Below are 22,271 nucleotides of genomic sequence, written 5' to 3' on the forward strand. Positions count from 1 at the left end.
AGGATGCGAGCTGGAGCACAAGAAATGACGCTGATCGGTCTTCGAAAATAGGTGGGCACAGCGCCCGCGGTTTAATCTTCGCGCAAGAGGTAACGGAAGGTCTGCACAGCCTCACTCACCAGCTGCTGGCGCTCAGCCTCCTCCGGCACACCGCGCACAAAGTCTAGGTGCCGTAAAAGGGCGGTTGCAAGGTGAACGGCCGCGCTGGCTTTCTCCTCACCAGCGGCAGAGGCGGTGTTGGCCGTATTAAAGGGGAAGGGCCCGCGGCGGCCAGCTGCCCTAAAGGCTGGCCAGTCAACGGTGAGCAAAAATGCCTGTAAGGTCTTTTCGCACTCGAGATTATGCAGTCGCATGCGGTAGCGTAGCTCCGGGTAACGCGAGATAAGATCTTGCACCTGCGTATACGTAGGGCCATCTACTGAGGCCACGATAATATCGAGCAGAAGGTGGGTGAGACGCTCGAAAAAATCCAGGTGCTGACGCGCGGCGTCCTTCTCAAGAATCTGCTCGGTGAGTTCTGGGGCACGTAAACCCATCACGGCGTCCTCTTTCACCGCAAAATAATTGAAGAGGGTGCGAGGGCTCACCTGAGCTTCGGCCGCTATTTCATCAGTGGTGGTTTCTTTCAAACCCTTCTCAGCTACCAGCGCCAAGGCTGCGGTGTGGATTGCAGTATGGGTGCGTTCACGGCGCGCTTGGCGCACAGACTTCTCAGGTTTGCTCACTCTCCCAGTCTAGCCGCTTACTTCCATCACCGGGGGGGGCAAAGACTCAGGCAAGTACGAGCGCATCTTGTCACACCTAACGGTAGACTCAGAACGGTGAACTTATTCTTGCCCACCATCGACATCCCTAATATTCCGGACTGGCTATCGGTAGCTTTGGTCGTTATCGATGTTTTGATCCGCTTGACCGTAATATTTTGGTTGCCCTATAACCGCAAACCGGTGGTGGCTCTGGGTTGGCTGATGGCCATCTTCTTCATTCCCTTCGTAGGTCTCATCGCCTTCCTAGTCTTCGGCTCTAACCTGGTGCCCAAGCACCGGCGTAGCCGTCAGCGGGCCATGAACCAAATCATCAAAGATGTCATCGGCGGTGAGGACGCAGTTTTGGGCGAGGTGGAAATTTCTGAACCCGCGCGTGTAGCAGCCAACCTTAACTACAGGCTGGGAGCTCTTCCTCTCATTGGCGGCAACAAGTTTGATCTGCGAGAAAGCAACAACGATGCCCTGGCAGAGCTCGCTGAACAGATTGACAAAGCAACCACCTATGTCCACTTTGAGTTCTATATCACCGCCCTAGACACCGCCACCGAGCCCCTCTGGGACGCCCTGGTGCGCGCCCACGAGCGCGGAGTGAGCGTCCGGGTGCTCATTGACCATATTGGCGCCCGCAAATACCCTCGGTGGAGGGAGCTACAGCGCAAACTCACCGCTGCCGGAGTGCCCTGGCGTCTCATGTTGCCCCTCAAACCCTGGAAGGGCCAGTGGCAGCGCCCCGACCTGCGTAACCACCGCAAAATTGTGGTGATTGACGGCGAAATCGCCTTTACGGGGTCACAGAACGCTATCCACAGCTCCTATAACCTCAAACGCAACCTCCGAAAAGGCTTGGAGTGGAAGGACCTCTCGTATGTCTGCACCGGTCCTGTAGTTCACCAGCTCAACGCTGTGTTCGTCTCGGACTGGTACGCAGAAACCAAGGAACTTCTGCTCTCAGAAATTGACGTCAGCATCATCAACGAAACCAAGGTGACCATCAACCAGCGTCCCTTAGCGCAAATTGTGCCCTCAGGCCCCGGGTTTGAAACCGAAAATAACCTACGTCTGATCAACCACCTGATCTACAACGCTGAAGAGCGGGTCACTGTCTGCTCTCCCTACTTCGTACCAGAAGAAACCCTCTTGCAGGCACTGACCAACATGGCGATGTCCGGCATCGAGGTCACTCTCATCGTGTGCGAAAAAGGTGACCAATTCTTGCCCATCATGGGTCAGCGCTCCTACTATGAGCAGCTACTGCGCGCCGGGATCAAGATTCAGCAGTACCCCGGCCCCACCGTCCTCCATTCCAAGTTCATGATTGTGGACGATGAAATAACCTTCATCGGTTCCTCTAACATGGATCCCCGCTCCTTCGCCCTCAACTTTGAGGTTTCCACCTTCATCGTGGACAGGGGCATGGTCTCTGAACTTGAGCGTATTGCCAGTGACTATATCTCTGAATGCAAAGAGCTTCGCTACGACGAGTGGGTCAACCGCCCCATTTATCAGAAGGTCACCGAGAACGTATGCCGGCTGTGGAGCGCCCTGCTCTAGCAGCGCTACTGACCCAACGAAGGTAGTTGCTTAGGCAGGGGCGACTGCCTCACCATCAAAGCGGCGCCCCTGACCGCTACCTTCGTATGCCAGTACGGTAATGTTGCCCGGCCCGGGTTTGATCTGCCCCATCTGCTCAGCTGGCACCTTCGCGCCAACATCCACAATGACAGCCCGCAGGTGTGACCCCGCCGGAATCAGAGCATCGCCCATGATGATGCTGCGCTCAACCACTGCACCTGCCTCTACGGTTACTCCGGGGCCAATGACGCTGTGTTCCACACGTCCGTGAACCCTCGCCCCGTGTGCCACCAAAGACCCCTGAACCTGCGCAGTGGGGGCGATATAGGCCGGCGCGTAAGGGTCTGGGTGGGGAATAATAGCCCACCCCGGGGCGTCCAGCTGGAGCCCCTTACCCTCTAATAAATCCATGTGGGCACGGTAGTAGGCGTCAACGGTGCCCACATCTTTCCAGTACCCCTCCATCAAAAACTCGTGCACGGCACCGTGCTGAACCAGGTGTGGGATGAGAGTCTCACCGTAATCCCCTAGAGTCTCCCCCACGGCGTCGGTATCAGCTCGGTCGACACCCTCTAACAAGGCGTCCAGAGAGTTTCGAAGGGCGGTCACCGAGAAAACGAAGATCTCAGTGGCAATCTTCTGCGACGCTGGAGCCTTGGGTTTGTAGTCGTAAGCAACTACCTTTTGACCATCAGTGCGCACCACCCCGTAACGGGAGGCGTCCTCATCAATCTCGGTCGTCACAATCGTGAGGTCAGAGCCAAGCTCATCGTGCTGCTCAAGGACCGGGCGCAGGTCCAGCTGATAGAGGTGGTCTGCGCTCATCACTATCACGTTCCGTGCACCCACCGATTCCAGGAGAGGCACCTGCTGGTAGAGAGCGTGCCCGTTACCGCTGGCAAAACCATCCACAGCATGACCCTGAACCGGCGGAAGAATACGCAAACCATCGCGGGTGCCGTCCAGGTCCCAGGGGCGTCCGCCGGCAAGATGCTGGTTGAGGGTGAAGGGCTGGTACTGCTCCACCACCCAGACGTGACGCAGCCCAGAGTGCGCCAGATTAGACAGGGCAACATCAATCATGCGGTAGATACCTGCGAAAGGGATAGCCGGTTTAGACCTGTGATCGGTCAGCGGCGAGAGCCTGCTCCCCCGGCCACCGGCAAGTACCAGGGCAACCGTCGGCGGCTGCTGAGTATGCGGAAAGGGATCTGACATGGCAACCCACTCTCAATAGTAAGTACACATCTTTGTACTAGCTATACTCGCACACTTTAGCCCTCTGAACACCACAGATGACGCCGGTATTCTCTTCTACCAGGCTGGAGGGCTAGAGCCGGGGAGCACAGCAAAAGAAACCTTCAAAAGTACGGTCTTACTCCACACTTTTGAAGGTTTCCTTATGATTCCTGGTGACGCACGGGGCGTTCCGGTCAGCTGGTCCTAGCGGACGTTGCCGTCCGCGGCGCTGCGCTGACCGACGTAGGCGCCGCGGTAGGCTGCAGCCGGGTGGGTATCTGCCACCTTGGTGATGCCCTCACCGAAGAGGTTCTCCCGCAGGGTGGAACCTTCGTAGGCGGTGCGGTAGCGGCCGCGCTTTTGCAGTTCGGGCACCACGAACTCCACGAAGTCTTCGAAGGAACCGGGTGAAACATGGTAGGCAAGGTTGATCCCGTCCAGGCCGCCCTCGTCAATCCAGCGTTCTAGCTCATCGGCAACGGTCTGGGGTGAGCCCACGATGACCTCGCCCATGCCGCCGGTAGCGCAGTGCTCAGCGATTTCATGACGTGTCCAGTCACGATCTTTGGATTGCAGGGTGAAGGGGGTCAGGAAGGACTGAATCGACTCAGTTTCAACGTACTTGAGCGCCTCGTCCTCATCGAACTGGGAGAGATCCACACCGCTCCAGCCGCCGATAATTGCCTGAGAAGCTTCTAAGTTGGCGTACTTCTTGTACTCCTCGAACTTTTCCTGCGCCTTCTCGTCAGTCTCATCAACCACAACCGAGAGCATGGCAAGAATCTTGGCATCATCACGGTTACGGCCCGCTGCTTCAACAGCGTCGCGGATGCGGCCGGTCAGCACCTTGGTCAAGTGGGGGCGCAGGGCGGTGATGAAAATAGCCTCAGCGTGCTTTCCAGCAAACTGCTGGCCGCGGGATGATGCGCCCGCCTGGAAAATGACCGGAGTGCGCTGGGGTGAGGGCTCGGACAGGGCGATACCGGGCACGGTGAAATGCTTCCCCTTGTGCTCGATGGGGTGCACCTTGGTGGGGTCAGCGAAGATACCATTTTCACGGTCACGTAGCACCGCGCCGTCCTCCCAGGAACCTTCCCAGAGTTTGTAGCAAACATCCAAGAACTCATCTGCGATCTCGTAGCGGGTATCGTGCGGGATCTGAGCTGGCAGGCCCTGATTCTCAGCAGCTGACGCCAGGTAACTGGTCACCACGTTGAAGCCCACGCGGCCGCGGGTCAAGTGATCAAGGGTGGAGTAGGACCGTGCCAGGGTATAAGGCTGGTTGTACGTGGCAGCTGCGGTGACGCCGAAGCCAATGTTTTTGGTAACCGCTGCCATCGCTGAAATCTGCAGGAAGGGGTCGCCCACCGGAACCTGCGCGCCGTCGCGCAGGGCATCGGCCACCGAGTTCTTGTAGACATCGTAGACGCCCACCACATCGGCGATGAAGATAGCGTCGAAAAGGCCCTTTTCGCAGACTTTTGCCAGATCAGTCCAGTATTCGATGGTGTTGTATTCATCGGCGCGGTTGCGGGGGTGGCGCCAGGTGCCGAAGCTCTGGTGGCTGGTGGTGGTCATATCGAACGCGTTGACGACGATGCGCTTCTTCTCGGTCATGAACCGGTGCCTTTCGGGTCGACCCTCACACCCCGTGCCTGGCTAGCGATACAAAAATGGCGCCTAACCTCTTGTGAAGGTGGCGCCTGGTTGCGCCGTACTTGCAGTTATCTGCCGGATCCTCATCTGGGGCACCCCGCTACGGGAGAGGGTTGCCGCCCAACGAGCCAGAGCTTAGCGTTGGGTCTCATGATCGCGGTTTTAGTCTAACCAGGTGAGGGGGCGCTGAGGCAAAGTTTAGGAGCTCTGTTTCACACTGTGAACCGGGCTGGGTTCTGTTACGGACGGCGGGCCGTCACGGAGCGTCACAAACGTTAAGAGGCGTCACAGGCTAGATTTTCAGGCACCGTGCCCATAGGCTGAAGCCACCGATAACCATCCAGAGCGACCGAGAGACTTGGCTCCACGACGTCGCAGCAACCACCCACAATAGGGGCCGGTGCTAACGCCAAGAAACGATGGAGAAAGCAATGAGCGCACTCACGCTAAAGCACACCCTCACCGCCTGTGACATCAACTTCTCTGGCATCGCTAAGAGCTTCGCCGGCGAGCGCGGGGCAGTCCACACGGTCCTCGAAGGTGTTTCGTTCACCGCCTATCCGGGTGAGATTATTTCGATTATTGGTTCCTCAGGCTGCGGTAAATCAACGCTGCTACGTGTAGCGGCTGGTTTGGAAGCAGCCAGCGCGGGTGAGGTCACCATCGACGGCGCTGCCGTTCGTGGCCTAGATTCACGGGTAGCTATTGGGTTTCAGGAGCCCAGGCTTTTACCCTGGCGGTCTATTGCTAAGAATGTGGCTCTGGGGCTACCCAAGGGCACCCCTAAGGACGACGCCCGGCAGCATGTTGATGCCCTCTTGCGGTTGGTGGGGTTGGGGGATTATGCGGCGCATCGCCCCCGCGAGATTTCAGGAGGCATGGCGCAGCGGGCATCCCTGGCGAGAGCGCTAGCACGTAACCCCGGCGTCCTTCTGCTCGATGAGCCTTTTGGTGCGCTGGATGCCCTGACGCGTATCAAAATGCAGGATCTGCTGCTGGATATTCATGCTCAGGACCCCGCAACCATCCTATTGGTTACCCACGATGTGGAAGAAGCTCTTTACCTATCAGATCGCGTGATTGTGCTAGGCACATCTGATCCGCACTCGCCTGCCACTATTACCCGAACGGTTGAGGTTCCCGGGCACCGGCCCCGTGATCGCGGGGATCTAGACCTCGCTTTGTTGCGCAAAGAATTGCTGGCTGAGCTCGGCGTCGAAGAGCACTAAGTATCAGCCCTCTACTTTACCGGGTATCTGCCCCACCTGGCCCTTGCTTCTTGCACCTACACACTACGAAATTTCAAGGAAACCCCGTGTCAATCTTTTCTCGTTTCGCCCAATCCTCCGCCCTCCTAGCCGCTGGCACCCTGCTACTGACCGGCTGCCTGGCAGGTGAAAACGCAACCCCTGAGGCCTCAGTCTCAGCCTCAGCCGCGGACACCACAATCACTGTCGACTACGCCACCTATAACCCGCTCTCCCTCATCATCAAGGAAAAAGGGTGGCTAGAGACTGCTCTCCAGGATGAGGGTAAAACCTTGGAATGGGTGCAGTCAGCGGGGTCGAATAAGGCTAATGAGGCTCTGCGGTCTGGGGTTCTTGACGTCGGCTCAACCGCCGGGTCAGCGGCACTCCTTGCCCGGTCGAACGGCTCCCCCATTCAGGTGATTGACCTCTACTCCCAGCCAGAATGGGCTGCTCTGGTCACCACCCCCGACTCCGGTATCACCTCGGTTGCAGACTTGGCCGGTAAGTCAGTTGCAGTCACCAAGGGTACCGACCCCTACTTCTTCCTGCTCCAGGCACTTGAAGAAAACAATGTATCACCGCAGGATGTCACGATCGAGCAGCTCCAGCACGCTGACGGCCGCACCGCTCTCACCAAGGGCTCGGTGGATGCCTGGAGCGGGCTAGACCCCATCATGGCGGGCACTGAAATTGAAGACGGAAACATCCTCTTCTACCGCAACGTTGACTTCAATACCTACGGCTTTTTGAACGCTACTGAGGACTTCATCGCTTCTGATCCCGAGTCTGCTCAGACCATTGTTGATACCTACGAGTACGCCCGCGAGTGGGCTCTAGCTAACGAAGATGAGGCCATTCAGATTCTGGCGGATGAATCGGGTGTCACGCTAGAAACCGCACGCACCGTCTGGGAACGAACCAATCTAGACATTGATAACGTACCCGGGGAGGCCCAGCGCACCGTGCTGACAAGGGTTGGCCCTTACCTGGTTGAGTCCGGGGACGTCGCCACCCAGGCTGATGTGGACTCCGCTTTGGGCAGTCTCATCCACGATTCCTTTGCCACCCAGGCTGACCCTGCACATATCTCGGCTCTGGTGAGTGAATAGCCATGTCTTTGCTTCCAGCCACTGATACCCGCCCCGCCGAAACTAAGCGAGTAGCACGTAGCCGGGCGGGGGCGTCCTCACGGCCCGTGCAACTGAGCACCCGAGGCCACCGCTGGCTGCCCTGGTTAGGCGCTCTGCTTCCTCTCACTCTGCTGGCACTCTGGCAGTACCTGAGCTTGACCGGGGTGTTCAGCGCCGTCCAGTTGCCCGCACCATCTAGGGTGGTTGCAGCAGCCCTTGACCTTCTTGGACGCGGCCAGCTGGGAATACACATTGCGATCTCAACCCAGCGCGTCCTCCTTGGTTTCACCATTGGTGCCCTCTTGGGCCTGGCATTGGGTGCCTGGGTGGGCCTCTCCCGCTGGGCTAACCTGCTCGCGGCACCCACCATCGGGGCGCTACGCGCTGTTCCCTCTCTGGCCTGGGTTCCCCTGCTCCTGCTGTGGATTGGCATCGGTGAGAACTCAAAGGTCACTCTCATCGCCATCGGTGCTTTCTTCCCGGTCTATACCACTGTCTCAGCCGCGCTTGCCCATGTGGACCCCAAACTGGTTGAAGCGGCCCGCACCTTCGGCATCCGCGGGCTGGGTCTCTTCACTACGGTTCAGCTACCGGCGGTTTTGCCCGCGGTTGTCTCGGGGCTGCGTCTGGCCCTCGCTCAGGCCTGGCTCTTCCTGGTGGCAGCTGAGCTGCTAGGTGCGTCCATGGGGCTCGGGTTCTTACTCACTGACTCCCAGAACAACGGCCGCACCGACCGCCTGTTGCTGGCCATCGTCCTCCTAGCGATTCTGGGTAAGCTGACCGACCTGGCTCTGGGTGCTTTTGAACGCTGGGTCAAGGTCCGCTTCCCCTCCAACTAGCCCCGGCTTCCAGGATAAGCCTAAACTTCACCGGCATGTTCTTACGTCACGCCGGTGAAGCTTTGGGCCATCGGGCGGAGGGATCCAGCGGACGGCGGGCTGTCACGGAGCGTCACAAACGTTAAGGGGCGTCACGGTTAGAGCCGTCACCCGGGCGGGCTTTAGGCTGGAAGGGCACGCAAACCATCCAGAGCGATCTCAGAGACCTGGCTCGCTAACGATCGCAGCAACCACGCCATACCAGCCCCCACCGTCAGAGCACTTGAGCTTGGAACAAAGGGGCGCAGGTTCACATGAGGCGCCGGTGCTACTGCCAGCTACCGATGGGAGAATCCCTTGAGCGCACCTGCCACCTTCACCTACACCGATCCCGCCACCCCTACACCTAACCCGGCGCACGAATCCGACGCCGCCCGCATCGCTTTCTGGGAGGCACAGGCGCAGCGCCTGGATTGGGAAACCACCTGGCAGAAGGCTCACACCTTCAAGAAACCCCAGAGCCTGGGCACCGATGCAGACGGTGTAGAGCAGTTCACGGTGCCGCAGATTCGCTGGTTTGAGGGCGGGACGCTCAATGCTTCCTACAACTGCGTAGACCGCCACGTTGAGGCCGGCCGCGGGGATAAAGTGGCGCTCTTCTCTGAAGGGGAACCCGGCGACCGCCAGACCATTACCTACGCCGAGTTACAGCGTCGCGTCGCCCGCGCCGCCCACGGCCTTGAAAAACTGGGCGTCACCAAGGGCGACCGGGTCGTCATCTATCTGCCAGTTATCCCTGAAACGGTGATCTTCACCCTGGCCTGCGCCCGCATCGGCGCTATTCATTCCTTGGTCTTCGGTGGCTTCTCAGCCGAGGCGCTACGCTTCCGCGTTGAGGACACCGGCGCCAAGGTACTCATTACCACCGACGGGCAGAATCGCCGCGGCTCGGTCGTGCCAGTCAAGGTGAACGCCGATGAGGCATGCTCCGGTGAGAACCAGATTGAACACATCATCGTGGTGGACCGCACCGCTGGCACCGACCAAGCGCGGGGCTCTGTGCCCTGGACGCCGGGCCGCGACGTCTGGTACCACGAGCTCATTGAAGGTCTGCCTGAGACCCATTCCCCCGAGTTCTTTGACGCTGAGACCCCGCTCTTCATCATCTACACCTCCGGTACCACGGGTAAGCCTAAAGGCCTGGTGCACACTACCGGTGGCTACCTGACCCAGACCGCCTACACCCATGCCCTGCTCTTTGACCTGCTACCTGAAACCACGGGAGCGGACGGCACCCTGCGCGTCGATGAACTGGCGGCCACCAACGACCCCGCCCGCGTCCGCGACACCGTGCACTGGTGTACTGCCGACCTTGCCTGGGTCACCGCCCACACCTACGAAATCTACGGACCGCTGCTGGGCGGCGTCAGCCAGGTCATTTACGAGGGCACTCCCAACACCCCCACCTTTGAGCGCCATTTTGAGATCATCGAGCGCTACGGGGTGACCAACTACTACACTGCCCCCACCCTGATTCGCTCGCTGATGGGTGCCTTCCCGGATGGATTGCCCGCGGGCAAGTACGACCTCTCGTCGGTGCGCCTGCTGGGGTCGGTAGGGGAATCTATTAACCCCGAAGCCTGGCGCTGGTTGCGCACCCACGTGGGCGGCGGCACCGCGTCCTTCATTGATACCTGGTGGCAGTCTGAGACCGGCTCAACGGTCTGCTCCCCGCGCCCGCACGACCCTCAGTTCGCCCCGGCGGGCAGGTTCGCGGCGTCCGGGCAGGTGCCTGGCACCTCCCTGGAGACCAAGCCCGGTTGCGCTACCCGCAGTGTGCCCGGCATTTCCACCCGCGTGGTGGACGAGGCTGGGCGGGATGTAGCGCCCGGCGAGCAGGGTTTCATTGTGGTGGATAAAATTGGGCCGTCCATGGCGCGCACGGTCTGGGGCAACCCCCAGCGCTACCTGGACTCCTACTGGCGGCACTTTGGCGAGCGCGGTTGGTTCTTGGCCGGCGACGGCGCTAAGACCGACGAGCTGGGCGATACCTACATCCTGGGCCGCATTGATGATGTTATTAATATTTCCGGCCACCGCCTCTCTACCATTGAGATTGAGTCTGCCCTGGTCACCCACGAGGCCGTGGTGGAGGCGGGTGTCTGCCCGGTGGAGGATGAGCTGACCGGCCACCAGGCGGTCGCCTACGTGACCCTGTCTGAGGCTGGGCGGGCGCTGAGCGCACAGGATCTGAAAACGGCACTGTTGGAGCACGTCCGCCACGCCATTGGCCCCATTGCCAAACCTAAGGACGTGGTGGCGGTGGCTGATATCCCCAAGACCCGCTCGGGCAAGATTACCCGCCGCCTCCTGGGCGAGCTCTACCAGGGCCGCGCCCTGGGGGATGTATCCTCCCTGCAGAACGAAGAAGCGCTGGATGCTATCGCGCAGGTGCTGGCGGAACGCTAGCGCAACCGTGCCAGGGTGACGCAGTTGTAGTCGCCGACGGGCTTGAAACCCTTGCCCAGGTAAAGATCAATGACGTGTTGGTTGGTGACGTGGGTATCAGTCGTGATGTAGACCTGCCGGACGTTCCCCACGGCCTCTAGCGCGGCGTCCAGCAGCTGCCCGCCCACGCCCTGACGCTGGTAACGCGGGTGCACCAGCAGGTCTTGGATGTAGCTGATGCTGACCCCATCGCCGACAGCTCGCACCAGACCTACCAGTTGCCCTGAGGCATCGCGGGCGCAGGCAAGGTAGAGGCTACCGGCGCACATAGGCACCAGGTCGGCTGGGTTGTCTGTGTAGGCAGTCCAACCGACTGCGGTGTAGAGATCTACCAGTTCTTCTTGGCTGGGCACCTGCCCCACAGTAATCTGCAGGGGCGTCAATTTCACTTTTGCCTCAGTCGTATTTGAGGTAGCTCTCGCGGTTCCGCCCTCTTCCAGCCGGCTTATAGAACCCATGAGACGGCGCGCGTTCTGTGGCGACTGTGCCAGGTAAGCAGTTTCATTGATTTCTTGGCCAGCGGTATTGCTTGTTCCCATAATTTCCTAGACTAGGGGTTGAGCTTGGCGATGGCGCCTGAGAGCACGGTGGCGAAGCTGGTCCACCCGGCGTAAGGCAACAGTAGCGCCCCGGCGGCAGGCTTGATCTGGTAGGCACGGCGCGCCAGGTCAATGGAGGACGCGGCCAGTAGCGCAGCTTCAGCGGTAGCTAGCTTGTAATTACGCCCCTGCCAGAAGATTGCTGACCAGCCAGCGTTCAGCACCAGATTGGCGCCCAAGGCTACCTTGTAGTGGCGCACCTTACGTTCCAACTCATCCTGCTCACGCTGCCAGGCACCGGCAGGTTGCACGGTGCTGGGTGCCGGGGTTTCAGCGGTCAGCACCTGGGTAGAAGCACTAGCGATGCTGGCATAAAGCGCTGTCCAGGCGATAGGGAACGCAAGGGCGGGCGGCTGGAAAGAGGGCTTCTTGAGTGCCTTGTACCAGAGGTCATCCGGTGTGGTCGCCAGGGAACCGACGGCGGCCGTGACGGTAACTGCCGCGCTGCTGAGGGCGAGTGCTGGAAGGAATTTCATCGGGTCTCCTTATCAGGAATAGAGGTAAAAGGTTGAAGTTTTAGTTGGCGCCCTGCGGGGCGGGTGCGCCCATAAGACGTTCTAGACAGTTGCCGAAGGCCTCGGGGATGATGCCGTCTTGACGCCAGCACTCCACCGCTGCCAGCGCTTTGACTTCGTAGCCAAAAGCAGTCATAACCAGCAGGTGCAAGCGGGCCTGAGTTAGGCTGTAAACACGCCAAGGCAGGGCTGGTTCAAACTCGTGGATGGCGATAATAACCTGGTTGGTGTCCAGCACCTGGCGGAAGGACAGGCGTGCCCGGCTGTCATCACGGGCCAGCGCCAGGCGTCCACCAGCAATCAGGTAGGTGGCAAAATCCTCGTAGGCCGCCGCGGCGGGCTTCTTCAGCACCAGCAGGGGCTTGCTGGTAAAAGGAAGCCTAACCTGGGCATCATGATCCGTGATATCGGTGTTGATTAGACCAAAACTGCTGCGCTCTAGCCAGGTGAGGTAGTAGTCCGCGGTGCTCCGTGCTGTCCACCCCTGCGGCACGGTGACGCGCTGAATGGACTTCACATCGTTACGGTCAGAACCTGACCTGCCTCCGGTGAAGGGCAGGGGCAAGTGGGAGAGGGTGAATTTCTGCGGCTTCTGATCCTTGAGCGCGGCCTTCACGCTGTCTTTGAAGCTGGTGGGGGCGTTGGAGATACCCTCGACATAGTGCTCATCGGTAACCACCATGCTGTGCACCAGGCTTTCGAGCAGGGGGTTAACCATCTCTTTGGGCTTGTTAGAAATCAGGGTGACCCAGGCTTTGGAGAGCCAAACGGGGATGATGGGCAGGTCTACCATGGGCAGTTTCTTGCCTATGACCTCAGCGGTCTGGGCGAAGAGGTCCTTGTAGTTCATCTCCTGGGGGCCGCCGATGTCGATGGCTTGCTGACCGAATTCATCCGATTCAATGATCTTTTCGAAGGCGTCCATGACGTCTTGGAGCGCCACGGGGTCGGTGCGATTATAAGCCCACTTGGGCACTACCAGGCCGGGTAGACGTTCAACCAGGGACTGCAGAATGGGGAAGGAGGAGCCTTCCGGGCCCACAATCAGACCGGCACGCAGAGTAGTCACGGGCACATGGTAGGAGCCCAGAATTTTCTCGCATTCCAGGCGACTGCGCAGGTGGCGGGAGAGCTTCTTTCCGTCCTGCGGGATGATGCCGCTGAGATAGACGATGCGCCTCACCTTATGCTTGGCGGCAGCGCGGGCAAAGTTGTCTGCCAGCAGGGCGTCCATGTCTTCGAAGGACGCCTGGGTTAGCTTGGCTTGTGGTTGCATGGAGTGCACCAGGTAGATGGCGAGCTCCACCCCTTCCATGACATCGCTGACCTGCTGGGGGTCGAAGAGATCGGCGCTTTTCCAGGTGACGTTAGGTTCGTCTTCTTTGCCCTCAGTGCTGCGGGAAATGGCGACGATGTGGTGGCGGTCTTTGAGCCGCTTCATGAGGTTCTGGCCAATGTAGCCGGTAGCGCCGGTCAGCAGGATCTTCACGGGGTACTCCTTAGCACGGGGGTTTAACCTTCTAGGTTAGTTCTACCCCACCAATGCTCAGTTTACTGACCAACACGCGGGCGACATGCTAAGGGTGGAATCTGAGCGGGCAGAAATGGGCACGGCCTCCTCCGAGATGGCGGGCACCTTGGAGCAACGCCACCGTCTGACCGAGCAGTCGCTGAAAACTGCCGCCGGTGATCTTGAGGCTATGTGAATGGACGATGACTTCCTCTATGCCCTGGAAACCGGCCTACCGCCCATGGGCGGTCTGGGGATCGGCATTGACCGCCTCATTGTGTTACGGACCCAGATCCGCGGCGTGCTGGCCTTCCCCTTTACGAAACCCGAAAGTAAGAGCTAGGCAGATACGGTCGGTAAGGTAGGTCACTGATTACACTGTTCTCATGGCTACCTTCTCCCGCCGCGTCTTTATCGCCGCCTCAGCATCCGCCTTGCTCGTTCCCGTTCTCGCCGCCTGTTCGTCTGGTTCGGGGGCGCAAGAGTTCGCCGAGCAACTAGCCCAGGGGCTTTCCAAGAAAGATATGAGCGGCATTAAGCTCAGTCAGGACGTTCCGACCGGCGCGGATGATTTCAACCGGGCAGTTGGTTACATGAAGAGCGCTACCCCAACCGTCTCCGTAGAGTCACTAGCGAAAGCGGACGAGGGCCAGAAAGTGACACTGAAATGGTCCTGGAAAATTCCCGGCTCCACCCAGACTTTTGACTACACCACCGAGGCCGCTCTGCTTGAAGAAGACGGGGAATGGGCTTACCGCTGGACACCCGCCAGCATCCACCCAGATCTAGCAAAGAATCAGGCGCTACGCCTTGACACCAGTGCCGCTACCCGCGGTGATATTACCGGAGCTGGGGGCGAGAAAGTGGTGACCCTGCGACCGGTGGTCACCCTAGGCATTGATAAATCTAAGATCAGCGCCCCTGCCGCGCAGGAGTCATCGGCCCGCGCTCTTGCACGACTAGTTGAAATTGACCCCGATACCTACTGGTCCGCAGTTCAGGCAGGTGGCGAGCAGCAATTTGTCCAGGCTATCACCCTGCGACAGCATGCCTTTGATGCCCTAGACCAGCAGGCATTGGACGCCATTGAGGGCTACCACGGCGCAATAGGTGAACTCCCCTTGGCACCCAGTAGCAGCTTTGCCCCCGATATTTTAGGAGGCGTGGGTGAAGCAACCGCAGAAGACATCGAGGCATCAGAAGGCAAGCTCTTGGGCGGTGAAACCATTGGACGCGGCGGCTTACAGGGGCGGTTCAACGAGCTACTAGCCGGGTCGGCGGGTTACACCGTAAGCCTGGTTGAGATTGATGAAACCGGTGCCCAGACACGTCAGGCGGCCCTGAAGAGCGTCGTCAGCAGTGAACCCACCCACGGCACCGACCTAGCCACCACTCTGGATGTGAAATTACAAGAAAAAGCGGTGGACCTCCTCAAAGACCAGGAATCACCCAGCGCCCTGGTAGCTCTGAGACTGTCCACCGGTGAACTGCTGGCAGCCGCTAATGCTGAAGCCTCCGAAGGTTTTTCCACTGCCTTGCTCGCCCAGTACGCCCCGGGGTCCATCTTCAAGGTAGCCTCAGCTCTAGCTCTGCTACGCCAGGGTAAGACTCCCGAGTCGCAGGTTGAGATCACCGACTCGGTGAACGTGGATGGGGTAACCTTCAAAAACGCACCGGGCTACCCGACCTCTGCCACGGGCTCACAGACCCTCACCACTGCTCTGGCGCAGTCAGCGAATACCGCTTTTATCAATGAGCGCGATACCGTTTCGCAGGCTAACCTTCAAGAAGCAGCCCACGGGCTGGGTGTGGGGATGACCTTGGATTTGGGTGTCGATACTTTCATGGGTAACGTGCCCGATGCAGATACCCAAGCCCTGCACGCTGCCTCCCTGATTGGTCAGGGCGAAGTGTCGGTATCACCTCTTTCTATGGCGGTGCTGGCGGCCTCCGCAGCTCAAGGGCAGATAGTTACACCGGTGCTCGTCAAAGGCCAGGACCTAGCGGACGCACAGCCGGCAGCGGGAGTTGCCGTCACAGCCGCTGAATCGAAGCAACTGAAAACCATGATGCGGGCTGTTGTCACCGAGGGCTCCCTGGGCGATTTGCGCCAGCTAACCCCTGATAACGCTATGGGCAAGACTGGCACCGCCGAGTACGGCAAGGAAACCCCACCCAAAACCCACTCATGGGTCATCGCCGTGCACGAGGATATGGCGGTAGCGCTAGTAGTTGAGGACGGCGACTTTGGATCAGTGACCGGGCAGCCCATCGTCAAGGCTTTCTTACAGGACTAGAGCACCGGCATCCTAAGTCTAAAACACCCACTTTGTCGGGCAGGTATACCCCCCGAAGCGGGTGCTAACGGCACAAGCCGGGTACTTTCGCTATCGCTGACGCTGCCCCGCCACCGTTACAACTGCGGGAATTTCGCTGGTAGGGGTTGGGGTTGTACTATCAGAACCTCACGCCCCACTATCTCTGCCCCGGCGTTCTGCCCGGTGGCTTTTTGAAAGACGCCCATGCTCGAGCTTGATCCCCTCCTGTGGTTTCGCCTCATTGACGTAGCCGCTATTGTCACCAACGGTCTACTGGGCGGTGCCGTTGCGAGGGCCCACCGGTTCGATATTATTGGGTTCATTATCTTCTCGGTTATTACCGCTATGGGTGGCGGCGTCATCCGCGATCTCATGCTCGACACCGGCTTCCCGGTTGCCCTGACCGACAGCTACTACTGGATCGCCGCTCTTAGCTCAGCAGCCCTCGCCTACACCATCGACCTTGGTGCCCGCTGGGCTGACCGCACCCTGCTAGTCGCTGATTTTCTAGGAATGGGCTGTTGGACGGCTACCGGCACCATCAAAGCACTCAGCCTGGGTCTGCACTGGTTACCTTCCATTGCCCTGGGAGTTGTTACAGCGGTAGGCGGCGGCGTCATCCGCGATGTCATGGTGAACCGCATCCCCGCCATTCTGGGCGGTAGCCCCCTCTACGCAACCGTAGCCTTTGTGGGTGCAGCCGAGGTTGCCGTCAGCGTCACCTATTTCGATCAGCCCGTACTCGGCATGTGGCTTTCTATCGTCAGCTGCCTGGTCATGGGCCTGCTGGCTAGATGGCGCCGCTGGCAGCTACCCGCACCGGCCCAGATTCGCTTGCGCGTGCCTCGTCCGCGCCTGCTGGGTAAACGGCGTAAAGGTACTAGGGTTCCAGTAGCGGCACAAGCATGGCAGCCGGGTGAGCCCATCACCGCGCAGATGCAGGCCATTGACGCTGAGCTCATTGAGCAGGACCGCCAGCGCAAGGGGCTCTAAACACACTCAACAACGAAAGTACCCGCCGTGTCTGAAAGGGGGCCACAACAGCGGGCACCGGTAAGACACAGCGGGTATTTTTATGGGGACGCCGGGTGAGCGGCTAAATCTTGTAGTCTGTCATCTCGAAAATCTGCAGGAAGCGCTGAATACGGGCGTGGTCCGAGGCGAAGAACCCAGCCGGGGCGCCGTTGTAGGCAACAGTGCCGCCGTCCAGGAAGATGATGCGGTCAGCCACGCGGCGCGCGAAGGCCATGTTGTGAGTAACCACTACCAGGGAGCGCTTTTCAGCCGCGAGGCCCATCAGCACCTGAATCACCTCGGCTTCAAGCTCGGGGTCCAGGGCGCTGGTGGGTTCATCGAAGAGCAGGTAGTCGGGGGCTACCGCCAGAGCACGGGCGATAGCTACGCGCTGCTGCTGCCCACCGGAAAGGTTATCGGGGTAGGCATCAGCCTTGTGCTCCAAACCCACCTTAGCCAGTAACTGGCCCGCCAGCTTCTTAGCCTCAGCTTTGCTCTTTTTACCGTTGAGCACCGGGGCCAGGGCAACATTCTGCTGGGCGGTCAGGTGCGGGAAGAGGTTGAAGTTCTGAAAGACCATGGCAGAGTGCTGGCGAATGGTGCGCACCTGCTCGTCGGTCAGGTCAGTGCCAAAATCAACGGTATCGCCCTCGATTGAAAGCTGACCTAATTCAGGGGTTTCCAAGAGGTTGAGACAGCGCAACAGGGTAGATTTACCCGAGCCAGAGGGCCCCAGAATTACCGTGGTCTCCCCAGCGGCAACGTCCAGAGAAATATCACGCAAAATGGTGTTGCCGTCAAAGCTCTTTGACAGGTTTTTAACGCTAAGCATTGGCGGTCCTTACATAGCGACTGGTGCGCTTTTCCAGGTACTGCTGGCCGATGGACAGCAGGGTGAAAATAACCAGGTAGATAGCTGCGACCTCAAGGTACATGGCCAGGGGCTCGAAGGTGCGGGCCGCCACCTGCTTACCGGACTGGAAGAGATCCACCATAGAAATCACAGAGACCAGGGAGGTTCCCTTCACCAGGTCTATCAGGTCATTACCCAGCGGGGGCAGGGCGATGCGGGTTGCCTGCGGAATCACCACGTGGCGCAGGGTCTGAGCCCGGGTGAAGTTCAGGGTGCGAGCTGCCTCAAACTGGCCCCGAGGAATCGAGGCATAGGCAGAGCGGAACGTCTCCGCCACGTAAGCACCGGTGTTGAGGCTCAGCGCAATGATGGCAGCGCTCCAGGTATCCAGGGTGATGCCCACGCGGGGCAGACCGTAGAACACCAAGAAGAGTTGAACCAGCAGCGGGGTGCCGCGAAAGATCCACACATACGTGGTGGCTAGCCAGTTGAGCGGGTTGAACCTGCCCAGGTTGCGGGCTGCGGTGGAGAACAGACCAATCACCAGCGAAAGCACAAAGGCGATGATGGTGAGAGGGATGGTGACCTGCGCAGCGGCCAGCAGCAGCTGCGGCAGGGACTCCACCCAAAGCTCTATATAACGATCCATGGTGTCCTAGGGTAGAGGTGCGCCTTAGGACGCAGGGGTCAGGTCAATCCCGACGTATTTCTCGAAAATTGCCTTGAAGTCGCCGTTCTCCATGTGCTTCTTCAGGGACTCGTTAATGGCGTCCTGCAGGCTGGTGGCACCCTTGGGCATCAAAATCGCAGCCTCTGAGGGTTCACCCAGAATGCCGTCCAGCAGGCGGATGGGAGCATCGGGGTGCTGTTCCTGGTAGTAGGAGAAGGTAACGGCATCATTACCGCAGGCATCCACACGGCCGGTGAGCACCTGTTCGATGGCCTCATCAAAGCCGGTCACGATCGTCATCTGAGCGCCAGCTTCTTCCAGAAGGGTACGGAAGTTGGAAGTCTCGGAGCTAGCTGCGGTGGCGCCGTTCAGGTCGCTGACGGACTGCAGCTCTGAGCTATCCAGCACAGCAACCTTGCCTTCGGATGCCACGTAGGGCACCGAGAAATCGTACTTTTCCTGGCGCTCCGCGGTGGGTGAGACGTTGTTGATGACGATGTCATAGCGGTCAGCATCCACACCGGCAATGAGGGAGTCCCACTGAGTTTCGATGTATTCAGCTTCAACACCGAGGTCAGCGGCGATTAGGTCAGCGATCTCCTTCTCCATGCCTACTAGCTCACCGGTTTCGTTGTGGTAGTTCCAGGGGGCGAAGGTACCTTCAAAGCCCACGCGGATTTTGCCGGCATCCTTGATGGCCTGGAGCTTATCGGCAGCAGCGGTTGAAGAGTTCTCTGATGAGCCACCGCAGGCAGCCAGCGCTAGGGCAAGGGCACCAGCCCCGGTTAGTGAGAACATGGTACGACGGTTTACATTCATGGTCTTGCCTTTCTGGGCAGGGAAAGAAGGGGTTATTACTGATAGTTTAGGCGGCATCGAGAGCTGCAGTGATATCAGCGATGAGATCCTCTGCTTCTTCGATACCTACGGCCACACGCACCAGGCGCTTGGTCATGCCTGAAGCTTCAAGATCTTCGTCGCTGAAAGCGCCCTGGGTCATGGTGGAGGGCAGGCAGACTAGGGACTCAATGCCACCTAGCGACACAGCGAAGGTAAAGACCTGCAGGGCGTCCAAGAAGGCCTTGATATCCTTGCCCTCCGCCATGGTGAAGGAGAAGAGCGCGCCGTTGCCGCTTGACTGCGCGGCCTGTAACTGGGCTTCAGCTTCACTGTGGGAACCGGGGAAGTAGACCTTCTGGACGGCAGGGTGGGCAGTGACTGCCTCCAGCACGCGGGCGGTGTTCTGCTGCTGGCGGTCCATGCGGATCGCCAGGGTTTTGACCGACTGAATCAGGCGGTAGGAGTCGATGGGTGAGAGTACGTTGCCGGTAATCAGCTGGGCTTTGAAGAGCTCGTCTGCAAGGGCAGCATCATTCGTGGTGGCGACACCTGCCAGCAGGTCAGCGTGACCGCCCAGGTACTTGGTGGCAGACTGGACCACGATGTCAGCACCCAGCTCGAGGGGGCGCTGCAGGTAGGGGGTCATAAAGGTGTTATCCACGACCAGCACCGCCCCGTTGCGGTGGGCAATCTCGGCTACTGCCCTGATATCAACCACGCGCAGGGTGGGGTTAGTGGGGGTTTCCAGGAAAATCATGCCCACATCCTTACCCACAAAGTCAGCGTCGGTAAGAGCGGTGAAGTCGTGCACGAACTCGTAGCTGACCCCGCGCTTGGGCATCTCGATGGTCGCCATGCGGTAGTTACCGCCGTAGACGGGCATGCCCAGCATGATGGTCTGGCCTGACTTCAGGATTCCCATGGCAGCAGCGGTAGCGCCCATACCGGTAGCGTAGACGTAAGCATGTTCAGCGCCCTCAAGAGCTGCCAGGGTGATTTCAGCGTTAGAACGGGTGGGGTTACCGCCGCGCTGGTATTCGAAAGGGCCTTCGGTGCCGTCAGTGGGCTGACCAAAGGTGGTTGAGGTGTAGATCGGGGGAACAACCGCGTTTTCTTCGATACCGTGGAGGGCGTGAATAGCACGAGTGGTAAAACCTGCCATGGGTCAGTTGCCTTTCGGATATGCAAATGTATTGTTTGAGCCTATACCAGGCGCCGCCAGCTAGGACAATTATTGTTACAAGTTTATGACCTGTTTCTAGGGCATCCGGCGGGCATGTCACTAAGATCATGACCCAGTAGAAGGAAAGTTGCTGCCCGCTAGCGTTTCTGGTGACTGAAAGCGTACCGGTCTCGCAGAGAGTTCAGCTTCTTCACCGCCGTATCGGTGAGTTCCCATAAGGTGTCCCCTGAGCCCAATCTGCAAGGGTTAGCAAAAACCACTGGCTCCCCCTCCAGATGTGATTTTTCAAGGCTGGCAAGGGCATTAAGGCACTGGCGTTCAGGCTTAGCCGTTAATTCTTGGGCTGCGCAAAGAGTTACATAACCATGGGTAACGATATGGTGCAGAAGGATTAGAAGGTCAAGATCCCGCCGCAAACGTCGGGGAGCTAACTCTCTAATAAAGCACGCCCACACCACATCCTGCCCCTCAGCAGTTAGCTGCACCCGCACCGCATCCCCATCAGCTACTTCCTCAATCAGAGGGGCTGGCATACCGCGCTTCAGCATTTCTCTGCGCAGGGTAGTGATGCCTCCACCCTGGTAATCCATGAGGTGGAGCTCCACTAGCACCTGTACCAGGGCGTTATTTCGGGATCGAGGCGGGTGTTGCCCCAGGTTCTCAGCCGTAACCCCGCCGAAGAACCCACCGATTGAACCAACCATCACTGAACTAGCAGAATGCCATACATCCACCGGGGCAGATGCAGCCCAGTCTCGATGCGCCACCCCGTTGATCAGGGCCTCTTTAATAGCCCGCGGGGGCACCTGGGTGAGCAGCCTCCCCGGCTTCTCATAGGTTGCCAGGTCAACATCCTGCAGGCTCTGATACTGACTCTCGCCGGTTTCAGCAGCATACTCCAGCTCAGTTTCCAGGACGCAAATACGGGTGGCTCGTTCAATGTGGGCAAATACCGTGGCAAGTTCCTCCAACAAGGATGCCCGCGGAGGCGCCTTCCCTTCCTGGTAGACCGGCGGCAAAACGGAATATTTATGGTTCTTAGCGAAGAAGCGATAAGTAATATCTGGCTGGCCTCGCCCAATCAACAGCAGGTAGCCAGCGTTAGTAAAAGTATTTTGTGCTGTCACTACACCCAAGCGCCGCAACAAATCCTCATCATCAGCCCTCGATAGATCGAGGTGGTTGGGCAAACCCGTCGCGTCTAAGAAACTGCGGGCGGCGTTCAAAGCGGCCGGGCGCACGTGGTAGATGGGGATTTTGGAATCCTGAGCTGACCAATCAAAGCTGAGACTCCGCCCTTGGCGCTCCCTCCACGCTTCTTCGGTCACCGCCACACACTGGTCCTTAACCCGCCAGTGAATAATATCTTTCCAGGGCACCGGCTCAATCGCCTGGGGCGCCAAGATGACGAGCAACCTACGGCCCCTAATGTGCACCTCCTGAATACTCACGGTCAGTTGGTGCTCAGTGAGCGCGTAAATACGCCCCCGCAACCAGGCGGCGTCCATTTCGGTGCCAATAATGTCGCCCCCGTCTGCCACCCCCACAATCAGAGCACCGCCGTGCTCCGTGTTAGCCATGCAAGAGGCCTCCCCCGCCAGTGCAAAGGCGGCTTCCTCATTATGTGGGCTTGAGGGAAGTATTTCGCCGCGCCCGTTACGTCGGCCGGCTTCTTCTTTGAAGTCTAGGTAGCGTGATTCATAGGTATGAGACCAAATGTTATCTTCTAAAGCTCCCAGCACACGATTGACCTCATCGCGCACTGGATCACCGCGCAAAAACTCGTGCATAGATTCACCCTACATCTTTTGTGATACAAGTTACATACA

18 protein-coding genes, 1 pseudogene and 2 riboswitches are annotated in these 22,271 nt (G+C 59.0%); of the genes and pseudogenes, 8 read left to right on the forward strand and 11 right to left on the reverse strand.

Annotation, left to right across the window (positions count from 1 at the left end):
- Positions 1-71: 71 nt before the first annotated feature.
- Positions 72-725, reverse strand: coding sequence for a TetR/AcrR family transcriptional regulator (locus M3668_RS07820; RefSeq protein WP_251380286.1), 654 nt, complete (start codon positions 723-725; stop codon positions 72-74).
- A 96-nt stretch (positions 726-821) separates the two neighbouring features.
- Here M3668_RS07820 and cls point away from each other — a divergent pair, with 96 nt between their 5' ends.
- Positions 822-2,318 (forward strand): cardiolipin synthase, encoded by a 1,497-nt coding sequence (gene cls, locus M3668_RS07825; RefSeq protein WP_251380287.1) that lies wholly within the window; start codon positions 822-824, stop codon positions 2,316-2,318.
- Positions 2,319-2,348: 30 nt separating this feature from the next.
- On the opposite strand, the gene M3668_RS07830 is transcribed toward cls, so the two are convergent.
- Both M3668_RS07830 and M3668_RS07835 read right to left on the reverse strand, forming a co-directional pair.
- Positions 2,349-3,557 (reverse strand): glucose-1-phosphate adenylyltransferase family protein, encoded by a 1,209-nt coding sequence (locus M3668_RS07830; protein ID WP_251380288.1) that lies wholly within the window; start codon positions 3,555-3,557, stop codon positions 2,349-2,351.
- 225 nt (positions 3,558-3,782) lie between these two features.
- Positions 3,783-5,195, reverse strand: coding sequence for an LLM class flavin-dependent oxidoreductase (locus M3668_RS07835; protein WP_251380289.1), 1,413 nt, complete (start codon positions 5,193-5,195; stop codon positions 3,783-3,785).
- Positions 5,196-5,287: 92 nt separating this feature from the next.
- A riboswitch (SAM riboswitch) is annotated at positions 5,288-5,390 on the reverse strand.
- Positions 5,391-5,567: 177 nt separating this feature from the next.
- Positions 5,568-5,660: riboswitch (SAM riboswitch) on the forward strand.
- A gap of 5 nt (positions 5,661-5,665) precedes the next feature.
- On the opposite strand from M3668_RS07835, the gene M3668_RS07840 reads away from it, so the two are divergent.
- From M3668_RS07840 to M3668_RS07855, 4 genes are all read left to right on the forward strand, one after another.
- The gene (locus tag M3668_RS07840; protein WP_251380290.1) at positions 5,666-6,463 is read left to right on the forward strand and encodes an ABC transporter ATP-binding protein; all 798 of its coding nucleotides are present in this window, start codon (positions 5,666-5,668) and stop codon (positions 6,461-6,463) included.
- Positions 6,464-6,549: 86 nt separating this feature from the next.
- A complete protein-coding gene (locus M3668_RS07845; protein WP_502948960.1) occupies positions 6,550-7,593 on the forward strand; it encodes an aliphatic sulfonate ABC transporter substrate-binding protein in 1,044 nt (347 codons plus the stop codon).
- Between the two features lie 2 nt (positions 7,594-7,595).
- Positions 7,596-8,453, forward strand: a complete 858-nt coding sequence (locus tag M3668_RS07850) for an ABC transporter permease (RefSeq protein WP_251380291.1) — start codon at positions 7,596-7,598, stop codon at positions 8,451-8,453.
- Between the two features lie 336 nt (positions 8,454-8,789).
- The gene (locus M3668_RS07855; protein ID WP_251380292.1) at positions 8,790-10,901 is read left to right on the forward strand and encodes an AMP-binding protein; all 2,112 of its coding nucleotides are present in this window, start codon (positions 8,790-8,792) and stop codon (positions 10,899-10,901) included.
- Here the strand turns inward: M3668_RS07855 and M3668_RS07860 are convergent.
- The 3 genes from M3668_RS07860 to M3668_RS07870 are packed head-to-tail and all read right to left on the reverse strand — an operon-like array spanning position 10,898 to position 13,543.
- Positions 10,898-11,479 carry a GNAT family N-acetyltransferase gene (locus tag M3668_RS07860; RefSeq protein ID WP_251380293.1) on the reverse strand — a complete coding sequence of 194 codons (582 nt, stop codon included), beginning with the start codon at positions 11,477-11,479 and terminating at the stop codon, positions 10,898-10,900. The genes M3668_RS07855 and M3668_RS07860 overlap by 4 nt on opposite strands.
- Positions 11,480-11,490: 11 nt before the next feature.
- Positions 11,491-12,015: a TspO/MBR family protein gene (locus M3668_RS07865; RefSeq protein WP_251380294.1), complete on the reverse strand. Its 525-nt coding sequence runs from the start codon at positions 12,013-12,015 to the stop codon at positions 11,491-11,493.
- 40 nt (positions 12,016-12,055) lie between these two features.
- Positions 12,056-13,543, reverse strand: a complete 1,488-nt coding sequence (locus tag M3668_RS07870; protein ID WP_251380295.1) for an NAD(P)H-binding protein — start codon at positions 13,541-13,543, stop codon at positions 12,056-12,058.
- Positions 13,544-13,655: 112 nt separating this feature from the next.
- Between M3668_RS07870 and M3668_RS07875 the strand changes: the two are divergent.
- The 3 genes and pseudogenes from M3668_RS07875 to M3668_RS07885 all read left to right on the forward strand — a co-directional run.
- Positions 13,656-13,907: pseudogene (locus M3668_RS07875) on the forward strand (amino acid--tRNA ligase-related protein); the annotation flags it as partial.
- Between the two features lie 43 nt (positions 13,908-13,950).
- Positions 13,951-15,861 (forward strand): penicillin-binding transpeptidase domain-containing protein, encoded by a 1,911-nt coding sequence (locus tag M3668_RS07880; protein ID WP_251380296.1) that lies wholly within the window; start codon positions 13,951-13,953, stop codon positions 15,859-15,861.
- 225 nt (positions 15,862-16,086) lie between these two features.
- Positions 16,087-16,875, forward strand: coding sequence for a trimeric intracellular cation channel family protein (locus M3668_RS07885; protein WP_251380297.1), 789 nt, complete (start codon positions 16,087-16,089; stop codon positions 16,873-16,875).
- Positions 16,876-16,978: 103 nt separating this feature from the next.
- Here M3668_RS07885 and M3668_RS07890 read toward each other — a convergent pair whose 3' ends face one another.
- The 5 genes from M3668_RS07890 to M3668_RS07910 all read right to left on the reverse strand — a co-directional run bounded on the left by M3668_RS07890 (position 16,979) and on the right by M3668_RS07910 (position 22,232).
- The gene (locus M3668_RS07890; protein ID WP_251380298.1) at positions 16,979-17,728 is read right to left on the reverse strand and encodes an amino acid ABC transporter ATP-binding protein; all 750 of its coding nucleotides are present in this window, start codon (positions 17,726-17,728) and stop codon (positions 16,979-16,981) included.
- Positions 17,721-18,398: an amino acid ABC transporter permease gene (locus M3668_RS07895; RefSeq protein WP_251380299.1), complete on the reverse strand. Its 678-nt coding sequence runs from the start codon at positions 18,396-18,398 to the stop codon at positions 17,721-17,723. Before M3668_RS07895 ends, M3668_RS07890 begins: the two co-directional genes overlap by 8 nt.
- A gap of 24 nt (positions 18,399-18,422) precedes the next feature.
- Entirely contained in the window at positions 18,423-19,238 is an 816-nt protein-coding gene (locus M3668_RS07900) for a transporter substrate-binding domain-containing protein (protein ID WP_251380300.1), read from the reverse strand.
- A gap of 46 nt (positions 19,239-19,284) precedes the next feature.
- Positions 19,285-20,421 (reverse strand): trans-sulfuration enzyme family protein, encoded by a 1,137-nt coding sequence (locus M3668_RS07905; RefSeq protein ID WP_251380301.1) that lies wholly within the window; start codon positions 20,419-20,421, stop codon positions 19,285-19,287.
- Between the two features lie 158 nt (positions 20,422-20,579).
- On the reverse strand, positions 20,580-22,232 hold the full coding sequence (locus M3668_RS07910) for an RNA/DNA-binding domain-containing protein (RefSeq protein ID WP_251380302.1): 1,653 nt from the start codon (positions 22,230-22,232) through the stop codon (positions 20,580-20,582).
- Positions 22,233-22,271: the final 39 nt, after the last annotated feature.

It is taken from the genome of Rothia sp. P100 (assembly GCF_023712425.1).
GTDB classification, from domain to species: domain Bacteria; phylum Actinomycetota; class Actinomycetes; order Actinomycetales; family Micrococcaceae; genus Rothia; species Rothia endophytica.